Here is an 11,240-nt window from a genome sequence, read left to right as displayed (position 1 = left end):
GGAGCACACCGCCCGCACGGCGCTTCAATCCAATGATGCTAAGCGGACTCCAGAGAAGCGTCATAAAACAAATGCCGATTAGCCTCATACTCCAAAGCCCCAACAATCGCCTCTTCCTCCTGCTCCTCAGAAGCACACTGCCCCCGCTGCTCCGGCCGAATACCCAACCGGCGGAACAACGCCATATCCGCATCCGCCTCCGGATTCGAAGTCGTCAGCAACTTCTCGCCATAAAAAATCGAATTCGCACCAGCCAGAAAACACAGTGCCTGCATCTGCTCATTCATCGTCTCCCGACCCGCAGACAAACGCACATGAGAAGCAGGCATCATGATACGAGCCACCGCGAGAACACGAATAAACTCAAACGGATCCAGATCCTCCACATCCTCCATGGGCGTCCCCTTTACCTTTACCAGCATATTCACCGGCACACTCTCAGGATGCTGCGGAAGATTCGCCAACTGCACCAACATACCGACCCGATCGTCTTGATCCTCACCCATACCCATAATGCCGCCACAGCACACCTTCATGCCTGCGTTACGCACATTTGCCAGCGTATCCAGTCGATCTTGGTAGGTTCGCGTAGTAATAATATGGCTGTAGTACTTCTCAGAGGTATCGAGATTGTGGTTGTAGTAATCCAGCCCAGCCTCGGCCAATTCTTCCGCCTGCTCCGGCTTCAGCATGCCCAGCGTCATACAAGTTTCTAGGCCAAGAGACTTCACCTCCCGGACCATATCCAGAACATAAGGCATATCCTTAACGGTCGGGCTACGCCACGCGGCACCCATACAGAAGCGCGACGCGCCTTTCTCCCGCGCCGCGCGAGCCTCAGCAACCACCTTCTCAAGTTCTAGCAGCTTTTCTTTTTCCAATCCCGTGTTGTAATGACCGCTCTGGGGGCAGTACTTGCAATCCTCCGGGCAAGCGCCGGTTTTAATAGAAAGCAGAGTGCTAACCTGCACCTCATTGGGATCAAAATGCTGTCGATGCACGGACTGAGCCCGAAACATCAGGTCGTTAAAAGGCAACTCAAAAAGCGCCCGCGCTTCCTGAAGCGTCCAATCGTGGCGTAATGCGGTGGCAGTCATACAAAAGTCCTGTTAACCTTTTTCGGTCTCTGGGTTTACGGATGAATCAAATGATAAAGGGACTGAACTGGCTGTCAACCTTAAATTCATCGAAGGTTAACAGCGAAAAAATCAAAGGCCGCTGTGTTGCCTGCCTTTCCAGCAATGCCATCAACGGGTTATGTCACTCCTGCTGGGCCGACCTTCCTGTCAACAAGTGGCATTGCCATTGTTGCGCTCTACCTATGGCGTACTTCGGAAACAACCAACTTTGTGGCGACTGTTTGGCATCCCCACCTCCCTTCGATCGCGCATTCATACCTTGGCGCTACCAATACCCAGTCGACAACATGATCGGCAGGTATAAATACAGCAGGCAGCATAAATTCGCTCGACCGTTGGTTGCTGGCCTTACGAGCCACCTAAAGCTTGTATTTCAAGATCAAAGCAATGAAAAACCGCTGTTGTTAATCCCCTCACCCATGCACCCCGTTCGTCGACGTGCGCGTGGCTTCAATCAAGCTAGGGATATTGCTGAAAAATTAGGGGGCGTGCTGGATATCCCAGTTGACACGGGGGCTGTTCGTCGCAGGCGAAAAGTTAAAGCCCAGCGGGGGTTGAGTCGAGAGGCCAGACTGGCAAACCTGCGCGGTGTGTTTGAAGTACATTCGGAAGTTCCGGAACGAGTCGCTATCGTCGATGATGTCGTTACAACCGGCGCAACCATGCGAGTCTTAGCTTCGGCTTTGCGAAGCGCAGGCGCCCGGAATATTCAAGTCTGGGCGTTGGCTCGCACACCAGGATAGTCTTCAAAACAGTGCACTAGCGCAGCTTTTCCTCCACAAGCTCGGCAATTGCCAAACAGGATGTAAGCCCCGGCGACTCAATACCAAGCAGGTTTACCAGCCCCGAAACGCCATGCTCATTTGGGCCGTCTATCCTAAAATCAAAAAATCCGCCCTCCGCATCTTTTAGCTTGGGGCGAATACCTGCATAAGCTGGCTGGAGGCGCTCCGAATCAAGGCTGGGCCACCATTGCCGGATCCCCCTAATAAACGAATGCACCCGCTCAGGGTCAACACTGTAGTCCTCCTGCTCAACCCACTCCACATCAGGGCCGAAGCGCGCTTGACCTGCAAGATCAAGAGTAAGGTGAACACCCAGACCGCCAGGTTCGGGCACCGGATAAATCAGGTTATTGAAAGGATGGCGACCGCTGTAGCTGAAATAAACGCCACGAGCGAACCATTGAGTTGGCTTTTGTGCGTCGGGGAGCCCTAGCCAATTACGTGTGAGCGGCACCGCACCCAAGCCTGCAGCGTTCACAAGATTTCGAACTTTTAGCGTGCATGGCATTGCACCAGCCACCCGTACAACGTGCGCGCCACTCCCCGACTCTATGTTCTCAACCGGAGATCGCAATACCAGAGAGCCGCCCGCATCCTCCAGCTCGCCTAGAAGCGAGAGCATAAGGCCATGGGTGTCTACTATACCGGTTTCAGACGACCACAAGCCTGCACTGACATTTAGTTCTGGCAACTGCCGAGCAACAATGCCCCCATCCATCAAGTCCAAATTGACACCATTGGCTTCGGCCTGCACTTGAATGCCCTCCAGCATAGGGTTTTGGGCTTCATCAATGGCAACAATCCATTTCCCACATTTACGAAATCCGACTTTATGGTTCTCGCAATAATCATAAAGTTGTCTACGGCCTTCAACGCAAAGGCGGGCTTTCAGAGAATGCTCTGGATAATAGATCCCAGCGTGAATCACCTCGCTGTTACGAGATGAGATGCCCTCACCAAAGCGGTCGCCAGCCTCTAAGACGATCACCTCCCTGCCCGCCCGAGCAAGCGTTCGAGCCACCGCAAGGCCAACGACTCCCGCCCCAATTACAAGGGTATCCACTTCCAGATGTTCGTTTGTCACCAACTGAACCTGCTATCTGTTGCCTGCCTATTAAGTTAACCCAATCCCGGACGAGCCGGAACCCATGGAAACATCCTGCACTCGCATTACGGGAACACTGCCAAGCAGGTATACTTGGGCCCAACATTTACCAGTCCGGCCTCGCTCTATGATGAACGTTTCAAGCCATCCATACGATGCCCTCACACCAGACGCTATTCTGGATGCCATGGAAAATGCCGGCTTCGCGGTAAGTGGTCGCCTGTTTGCCCTGAACAGCTATGAAAACCGAGTGTATCAAGTGGGTCTGGACGAGGGCGCTCCGGTGATCGCCAAGTTCTATCGGCCTGGCCGCTGGACAGAAGATCAGGTGCGGGAAGAGCACGAGTTTACCCGGGAACTGCTGGCCGCGGATATTCCGGTTGTGGCGCCTCTGGTGATGCCTTCCGGAGACACTCTTGGCAAGCATGGCGACTTCATGTTTGCCGCATTTAACCAGCGCGGAGGACAAGCGCCGGATACCAGCGTTACAGACACTCTCTACAGGCTTGGGCAATGGCTAGGACAGATGCACAACATCGGGGCCCTAAAACCATTTCGCCATCGCGTCCCCCTATCACCCATGGATGGTATTGAAGCAAGCAATAGCCTTTTACACGAAGGTGACTGGATTCCGAAGGATCTTCGGCCAGCCTGGGACAGCCTGATTCCGGATCTTCTGACCCATTGTCGCGCTCGCATTGAAGACGCCGGAGAGATTGAAACCTTGCGCCTGCACGGAGACTGCCACGCCGGCAACATACTCTGCAGGGACGAGCAGATGCTGTTTGTGGATCTGGATGATTGCCGCTCCGGCCCCGCAATGCAGGATATGTGGCTGCTACTGAACGGTGATGACCACGAACGCGGCACTCAACTCGGCGAGCTACTGGAAGGCTATGAAACCTTCCGGGATTTCAACCGTCGCGAACGCCACCTAATTGAACCACTGCGCTGCTACCGCCAGATCAGCCACTGCGCCTGGCTTGCAAAACGCTGGGACGATCCGGCGTTTCCGCGCTTCTTCCCTTGGTTTGGCCAGCCCAGATTCTGGTCCGATCAGGTGCTTTCATTAAGAGAACAACTGGCAGCCCTCCAGGCGCCCTCAATAACCCTTCCCGGTCAATACTGACCGTTCATTCACGTACAAAATGAGGTAGGCATGAGCCAGAACGAGGCCCGTTACACCATTCGCAGCCTGTTTGTGACCGCTCTGGCCGCTATTGTTGGTACCGTATTGGTGCTGGAGCTGAGCGGCAACATAAAGCATTCCGACAACAAGGACCATGTACCCGTGGGAGACTTCCAGGCGATTCATATCACCCCGGGTGAAACCTTCCGTATGTCGCCAAAATCCTCCGAACTACACGCGGTCTGCGAAAATGGCTACATGGCTATTGCGGCGGATATCGACCCATCCTTCCGCGGCATACTTGTAGATTACAAGAACCGTGGAGTACGCTGTTACCGGCCATCACCGACAGCCCCGTCTGCCCTACCTGAACCAGACCAAACCTCGGAGCCAGCTCAGGACGCCCGCGATGAGTAACTCTGACCGACCAATAGAACCTCTAACAGACCGTTTATTTGCCACGGAACGTCAACCGGAGGATTTCCGCTTTGACGCGGCGGTTGCCCGTGTATTCCCGGACATGATCCGCCGCTCGGTACCTGGCTACACCACCATCATTCCAATGATAGAAGTCATCACCGAGCAGTACGCTCAGCCCGGTTCCAACTGCTATGACTTAGGCTGCTCTCTTGGCGCTTCAACATTGGCCATGCGCCACGGAATCCCGTTTAGCGATTGCACGCTGGTGGGCATTGACAACTCCACCGCCATGATTGAGCGCTGCGAACACTATATTGCGCTAGACGACAACCCTCTGCCCGTGACCTTGCGCTATGAAAATATTCAGCAAACCGAGCTGTCAGATGCATCAGTGACAACCCTAAACTTTACCTTGCAGTTTGTTCCGCCAGAGGAACGCAGCGATTTACTGCACAGAATCGCCGAGGCAACTAGGCCCGGCGGTGTGCTGATTTTGTCAGAAAAAATCCGCTTTGAATCAGAGGATGAACAGGACACTCAGACCCGCCTTCACCATGAGTTCAAACGCGCAAACGGCTACTCAGATCTGGAGATCAGCCAGAAGCGCAGCGCCATAGAGCAGGTACTGATTCCGGAGACACTGAACGCCCATAGACAACGCTTGCTGAATTCAGGCTTTGATCGCGTACTGGTCTGGTATCAGTGCTTCAACTTCGTGTCTATGCTGGCCATCAAGGCCGACTAATCAATAATCTCAGAACGGGCAAATCATGGCGTATTTTGACTGGCGCAGCTGTTTCGAGCAGCTACTGGTAGAGCTGGAAGACACAGGCCAGAGTGACTGGGCAGAAACCATCAAGGCTCAACTGACCCGGCGTTTCGATGACAACCCGCACGGCGATTTGGGCCGCTGGCAATCAGCGCTCGATAGCCTTCCAGCTATTCCCGAGACAACCTCTGAGCTCAACGCTTCTGCAGTGGCCCTTAGCTCACCCAATAAATTGAACCCCCACCAGCAAGAAGCACTTGAAGCTGGGCTCCGGGGTCTTATGCCTTGGCGCAAAGGGCCTTTCGATTTCTTTGGCATCCATATTGATACTGAGTGGCGCTCAGACTGGAAGTGGGACAGGGTTTCCCCCTACCTCGCAGATCTTTCCGGCAGGCGTATTTTGGACGTAGGCTGCGGCTCCGGCTACCACTGCTGGCGCATGCTGGGAGAGGGCGCAGAGCGGGTGATTGGCATTGATCCCGGGCTACTGTTCATGTTCCAGTTTCTCAGCGTGAAACGCTATATAGGCGAAGCGCCCATCGACCTTCTGCCTATACGCATGGAGGACTTACCTGAAAGCCTTGAAGCCTTTGATACAACCTTTTCCATGGGCGTCCTCTACCATCGTCGGTCGCCTCTCGACCATCTTCTGGAACTCAAAGGGACACTGCGCCGGGGCGGCCAACTGGTGCTGGAAACTCTGGTTGTGGATGGACCAGAAGGCTACAGCCTGATGCCGGAAGACCGCTATGGTCAGATGCGAAACGTATGGTTTTTGCCGAGTTGCGACACACTTTTGCGCTGGCTCGATCGCACTGGCTTTCGCAACGCTCGAGTTGTGGATGTCTGTGAAACCACTACTGAGGAGCAACGCAGCACAGACTGGATGCGTTTCAACTCTCTTCAGGACTTTCTCGATCCGGAAGACTCCAGCAAAACCATCGAAGGCTATCCCGGGCCCAAGCGCGCTACTATTGTTGCCGAGAAGCCCTGACAACAAAAAAACCGCCGTGCCGATGATTGCAGGGCGGTTTTTTTAAGCCATTCAGCCTTTAAGCATCAAACGGGTGACGCAGGGTAATGGTTTCGATCCGGTCGGGGCCGGTGGAGATGATATCGATGGGCGCCTCAATCTGCTTTTCCAAAAACTTGATGTAGGCTCGGGCATTTTCTGGCAACTGCTCCAGCTTCGTTAGCCCGAACGTGCTCTCGCTCCAACCCGGCAGTTCAACGTAAACCGGCTCGATATCCGTATAGCTGTCACAGCCAATCGGTGGGCGGGTCATTTCACCGTTAGGTGTTTTATAGCCCACGCACACTTTGACGGTTTCCAGGCCATCGAGAACATCCAGTTTGGTCAAGCAAATACCGGATACACTATTGATCTCTATGGCATGATGTACGGCGACCGCATCAAACCAGCCACAACGGCGGGAGCGACCGGTTGTAGTGCCAATCTCATTACCTTTGACCGCCAGATGCTGGCCCATGTCATCAAACAGTTCTGTCGGGAAAGGTCCCGCGCCAACACGGGTGGTATAAGCTTTGGTAATACCCAGCACGTAATCCAGATATAACGGGCCAAAGCCCGAGCCTGTGGCCGTGCCACCTGCAGTAGTATTGGAAGATGTCACGAACGGATAGGTACCCAGATCAATATCCAGCAAGGAGCCTTGAGCGCCTTCGAACATGATGTCTTGGCCGCGCTTGCGGTAGCCGTGCAGCAAGTCTGTTACGTCTGCGGCCATGGGCAGGATTTCTTTGCCCATCTGCATTAATTCGTTCAGAGCCGCGTCTATGTCCTCGGCTTCTTCCTTAAAGTATTCTGTCAGCACAAAGTTATGGTAAGTCATCAGTTCCCGTAGCTTCTCCTCGAAGCCAGCCGGGTTGTGCAGATCACCAATGCGAACACCGCGGCGAGACACCTTATCTTCATAAGCAGGGCCTATACCTCGCCCTGTGGTGCCTATTTTGTCATTGCCCTTTGCACGCTCTCGGGCTTGATCAATACGCACGTGGGTACGCAGGATGATCGGACATGCCAAGCTGATACGAAGCCGGTCACGTACGTCTATGCCCGATGCTTCAAGGCCACGGACCTCTTTCAGCAATGCTTCCGGCGACACCACCACACCGTTACCAATGAGGCATTGAACGTTCTGCCGGAGAATACCGGAGGGAATCAGATGCAGAGCCGTTTTCTTGCCATCGATAACGAGCGTATGGCCCGCGTTATGGCCGCCTTGAAAACGAACAACCGCTGCAACTTTTTCAGTTAACAGGTCAACGATCTTACCCTTGCCTTCGTCACCCCATTGGGTGCCTAGCACAACAACGTTTTTACCCATGATTCTCTCTCGATGCGCACACTGCTTTGGGTGCGTCTTGCAAATTTGGCACATGTACCTTTATGAGTTCAATGCGGCCCACTGGCGTTAATCCAGCACTAATCCAGAGTCTGGACTACCCATTGACCACCCTGTTTCACCAGCTTTCGGTCGCACCCTCGAGTAGAGGGATTTACGCCGTTATCTTCCGGCAATGCCCGAATGACGATGTCTGTCTTCCGCAATTCTGCAATAGCCCGCTCCAAGTCCGTATCACTTTGAGCGGGTGCCCACACGGCCTTACGGCTTTTGATCTCGCGCTCACCCAGCGTTACCAGGGCGCGTATATCAAGACTGAAGCCAGTGGCCGGACGTGCCCGCCCGAAATCGCTGCCAATGGCATCGTAACGGCCACCCTTGCCGATGGCATCACCATGACCCGGTACATAGGCTGCAAACACCAGCCCCGTATGGTAGTTGTAGCCACGCAACTCGCAGAAATCGAACCCGAAACTGACTTCCGGGAAATCCCTTTCGAGCATTTCCGCCACACGGCCCAATTGATCCAGTGCCGCACTCAGGGTATCGGAGGCCCCACTTAAAATTATACGTGCTTCAGCCAGTGCTTCGGCACCCCCGCTAACACGAGCGAGTTCACGCAAACGTGCGCCAGCAGAACCATCCGGACAGTCACCTAAAAGCCGATCAAGTTCAGGAACCGACTTGCGTGCCATGGCGTCGAAGATTGCGGCACTTGTGTTGCGATCAAATTCCGCCTCGCCAATCAGGCTTTCATAGATAGCCACATGGGCCAGATCCAGATGCACGCGGCGCAAGCCAGCGACACGAAGTGCCTCAAGCATCAAGCTAATAACTTCAAGGTCTGCAGATTCAGAAGCGCTGCCAAACAGCTCACAGCCCGCCTGAATAGGCGTGCGGCTGGCAAGCATGTGTTTGGGGCGGGTATGCAGTACATGACCGGCATAACACAAGCGGGTGATCCCTTCCTGCCCCAGAGTGTGGGCATCGATGCGTGCGGCTTGTGGTGTCATGTCTGCCCGAACACCCATCATGCGCCCTGTCAGCTGATCGGTCAGCTTGAAGGTTTGCAACTCCAGATCGTGTCCGGTTCCGGTGAAAAGGGATTCGAGGTATTCAATAAGCGGTGGAATTACCAGTTGGTAGCCCCAACGCTGGCAGGTATCCATTACATCCCGGCGCAGGGATTCTATCTGCCCGGCCAGTGGCGGCAAGATATCCTCCACCCCGTCCGGCAGTAACCAGCGATCAGATACTGTCATGAGATTCCGTTGTCCATCCAGCGCCCCCTACTATTTATCATAGTCGGAGCAAGCCGGTTTTTTGGGTGACGCCCGGGGCAGAAAAACCCGAACCAAAACCTGAGGGATTTTACACTGTTGGCAGGCACAAAAAAACCGGAATACCTGAGCATTCCGGTTTTTCGCTATGCAAGGCGGTATTTAATTTCCGCCCTGAGAATCCTTCAGGAATCTCATGAAGTCACTTTGGGCGTCAATAACCATTAGGTCATCTTTACCGGAAAAGGTATTCCGGTAAGCCTGCAGACTACGATAGAAGCTGTAGAACTCTGGGTTGGAACCGTAAGCATCCGCGTAAATTCGCGCAGCTTCGCCGTCGCCTTCACCGCGCGTAGTTTCCGAAGATGCAAACGCCTCTGCCAAGGTAACCGTTTTCTGGCGGTCAGCATCCGCACGAATACCTTCTGCAAGTTCCTTACCGCGCGAGCGGAATTCCTGAGCCAGCTTCTCACGCTCTGTCGCCATGCGGCGATAAACGTTATCACTGACCTGCCCCGGGAACTCAATGGCCTTAACCCGGATATCTTTTATGTCGATACCGAATTCCTTAACGGAGGTTTCGTTAACCCGGTCGCGCAGGTTGTGCATAAGCTCATCGCGCTGACCCGAAACGACTTCGTGCATGGTACGGATACCAAACTCGTCCCGCAGGCCGTTGTCTACTCGAGATAACAGCAGCGACTGGGCACGGAACTCATCTCCGCCGGTCGCCCGGTAGAACTGATCCACATCGCGAATTTTCCAAGCGATGTAGGAGGTAACATCAAGCGGCTTCTTTTCAACCGTCAGATACTGCCTTGAGGGCAGATCCATGGTCAGCACGCGGATATCAAACTCCCGAACCTGATCAATAACCGGCACCTTGAAGTGAATACCCGCTTTGATGTCGGTCTCTACCAGCTCACCAAATCTAAGCATCACGCCGCGATGGGTTTCCGGAATAATAAACACACTCGAAAGTACCAGCAGGACAACGATAAGAGCGCCTGCAAGACCCACTACACTTTTAGGTCCCATGATTATCTGCTCCTCCGGGTATTAGTGTCCTGTCTGGTTCGCAGCTCCTGAATCACTTGATCCGTTACCGTCTGAATATCCATTTGCGACGCACTACCTGAAGTTTGGCTGCCACTCCGTGACGAGGCACCTTGAGTAAGTCGATCCAAAGGCAGGTACATCATATTGCCGCTGCTTTCAGTATCCACAAGAATCTTGCTGCTGTTTGAAAGCACTGTTTCCAGTGTCTGCAAATACATGCGCTCACGGGTTACCGTAGGTGCCATCTGGTAGACAGCTAGCAGCTCGAGGAAACGGGCAGTTTCACCACGGGCACGCTCGATAACTTCCTGCTTGTAGGCACTCGCCTCTTCAATCATGCGCTGTGCTTGACCACGGGCTTCAGGAACCACTTTATTGCGGTAGGTTTCTGCTTCTTCTTTCACGCGCTGTTCGTCCTCACGGGCACGCTGAACCTCGCGGAACGCATCCTGGACGGCTGCGGGGGGCTGAGTGCTCTCAACGTTAACCCGAACAATTTCAAGGCCCGTTCCGTATTCCTGAAGGAAGCCCTGCAAACGCTGCTCAACACGGACAGCCAATTCCGCACGGCCTTCGGTCAGCACGTCATCAAGGGAAGAACTACCCACTTCGTGACGGAGCGCACTGTCTGTTGCAAACGCCAATGCCTGATTGGAATCCCGAACGTTCAGCACGTAATCGCGTGCATCGCCAACGCGGTACTGAACCTGCAGATCAACCGTAACGAGATTCTCATCCTGGGTCAGCATCTGACCACTGGATTGAGCGGTTCTAACGCTGGTCACCAACACCTTGGTTACGTCGTCAATCAGGGGAACCTTGAACCTCAAGCCGGGGTTTTCGGTTTTGGAGTACTCTCCAAACCTAAGCACCACGGCGCGCTCCTGCTCGTTTACTGTGTAAAACGACTGGAAGACGACATAGCCCACAACAAGAATAGCGGCTAACGCCAACACGGCGCCAAAGTTGCCCGCTGAACCGGAGCCACCACTGCTGCCTCCGTCTCCACCCGACTTTTTACCTTTACCACCCAACATTTTATTGAGTTTATCGAGACCCTTTTTCAGTGCCTCATCAAGGTCTGGTGGTCCCTGATCATTCCCGCGACGACCACCATTTCCCCAGGGGTCATTATCGTTGCGGTTTCCACCCGGTTCATTCCAGGCCATAGTGCTCTCCGTTCCTAAC

11 protein-coding genes and 1 pseudogene are annotated in these 11,240 nt (G+C 54.0%); 6 read left to right on the top strand and 6 right to left on the bottom strand.

What is annotated here, in order from left to right; all coding sequences use genetic code 11:
- Nucleotides 1–38: 38 nt before the first annotated feature.
- On the bottom strand, nucleotides 39–1,097 hold the full coding sequence (bioB, locus tag MWU62_RS10150) for a biotin synthase BioB (protein ID WP_247114734.1): 1,059 nt from the start codon (nucleotides 1,095–1,097) through the stop codon (nucleotides 39–41).
- Between bioB and MWU62_RS10145 the strand changes: the two are divergent.
- Both MWU62_RS10145 and MWU62_RS10140 read left to right on the top strand, forming a co-directional pair.
- Nucleotides 1,082–1,351: pseudogene (locus MWU62_RS10145) on the top strand (hypothetical protein); the annotation flags it as partial. The gene bioB and the pseudogene MWU62_RS10145 overlap by 16 nt on opposite strands.
- Before the next feature lie 9 nt (nucleotides 1,352–1,360).
- On the top strand, nucleotides 1,361–1,882 hold the full coding sequence (locus tag MWU62_RS10140) for a ComF family protein (protein ID WP_247114965.1): 522 nt from the start codon (nucleotides 1,361–1,363) through the stop codon (nucleotides 1,880–1,882).
- A 16-nt stretch (nucleotides 1,883–1,898) separates the two neighbouring features.
- Here MWU62_RS10140 and MWU62_RS10135 read toward each other — a convergent pair whose 3' ends face one another.
- The gene (locus tag MWU62_RS10135) at nucleotides 1,899–3,008 is read right to left on the bottom strand and encodes an NAD(P)/FAD-dependent oxidoreductase (protein WP_247114733.1); all 1,110 of its coding nucleotides are present in this window, start codon (nucleotides 3,006–3,008) and stop codon (nucleotides 1,899–1,901) included.
- Nucleotides 3,009–3,156: 148 nt separating this feature from the next.
- Between MWU62_RS10135 and MWU62_RS10130 the strand changes: the two genes are divergently transcribed.
- From MWU62_RS10130 to cmoB, 4 genes are read left to right on the top strand one after another with little or no spacing between them, the layout of a single operon-like run.
- Nucleotides 3,157–4,158: a serine/threonine protein kinase gene (locus MWU62_RS10130; protein WP_348645641.1), complete on the top strand. Its 1,002-nt coding sequence runs from the start codon at nucleotides 3,157–3,159 to the stop codon at nucleotides 4,156–4,158.
- A gap of 30 nt (nucleotides 4,159–4,188) precedes the next feature.
- A complete protein-coding gene (locus MWU62_RS10125) occupies nucleotides 4,189–4,575 on the top strand; it encodes a kinase (protein ID WP_247114732.1) in 387 nt (128 codons plus the stop codon).
- The gene (gene cmoA / locus MWU62_RS10120) at nucleotides 4,568–5,323 is read left to right on the top strand and encodes a carboxy-S-adenosyl-L-methionine synthase CmoA (protein ID WP_247114731.1); all 756 of its coding nucleotides are present in this window, start codon (nucleotides 4,568–4,570) and stop codon (nucleotides 5,321–5,323) included. The genes MWU62_RS10125 and cmoA overlap by 8 nt, the downstream gene beginning before the upstream one ends.
- A 25-nt stretch (nucleotides 5,324–5,348) precedes the next feature.
- Nucleotides 5,349–6,341 (top strand): tRNA 5-methoxyuridine(34)/uridine 5-oxyacetic acid(34) synthase CmoB, encoded by a 993-nt coding sequence (cmoB, locus tag MWU62_RS10115; protein ID WP_247114730.1) that lies wholly within the window; start codon nucleotides 5,349–5,351, stop codon nucleotides 6,339–6,341.
- A gap of 58 nt (nucleotides 6,342–6,399) precedes the next feature.
- Here cmoB and MWU62_RS10110 read toward each other — a convergent pair whose 3' ends face one another.
- The 4 genes from MWU62_RS10110 to hflK form a co-directional block, all read right to left on the bottom strand.
- The gene (locus MWU62_RS10110) at nucleotides 6,400–7,695 is read right to left on the bottom strand and encodes an adenylosuccinate synthase (protein ID WP_247114729.1); all 1,296 of its coding nucleotides are present in this window, start codon (nucleotides 7,693–7,695) and stop codon (nucleotides 6,400–6,402) included.
- Between the two features lie 98 nt (nucleotides 7,696–7,793).
- Nucleotides 7,794–8,975: an ATP phosphoribosyltransferase regulatory subunit gene (locus MWU62_RS10105; RefSeq protein ID WP_200365153.1), complete on the bottom strand. Its 1,182-nt coding sequence runs from the start codon at nucleotides 8,973–8,975 to the stop codon at nucleotides 7,794–7,796.
- Between the two features lie 180 nt (nucleotides 8,976–9,155).
- Entirely contained in the window at nucleotides 9,156–10,031 is an 876-nt protein-coding gene (hflC, locus tag MWU62_RS10100) for a protease modulator HflC (protein WP_200365155.1), read from the bottom strand.
- A 2-nt stretch (nucleotides 10,032–10,033) separates the two neighbouring features.
- Complete coding sequence (hflK, locus tag MWU62_RS10095) at nucleotides 10,034–11,221, bottom strand: FtsH protease activity modulator HflK (RefSeq protein ID WP_200365157.1); 1,188 nt, start codon at nucleotides 11,219–11,221, stop codon at nucleotides 10,034–10,036.
- Nucleotides 11,222–11,240 lie beyond the last annotated feature (19 nt).

The sequence above is a fragment of the Marinobacter sp. S6332 genome (genome assembly GCF_023016045.1).
Classification (GTDB): Bacteria; Pseudomonadota; Gammaproteobacteria; order Pseudomonadales; family Oleiphilaceae; genus Marinobacter.
Note: the sequence above shows the minus strand (reverse complement) of the source record. Positions and strands in the feature narration are given on the sequence as shown.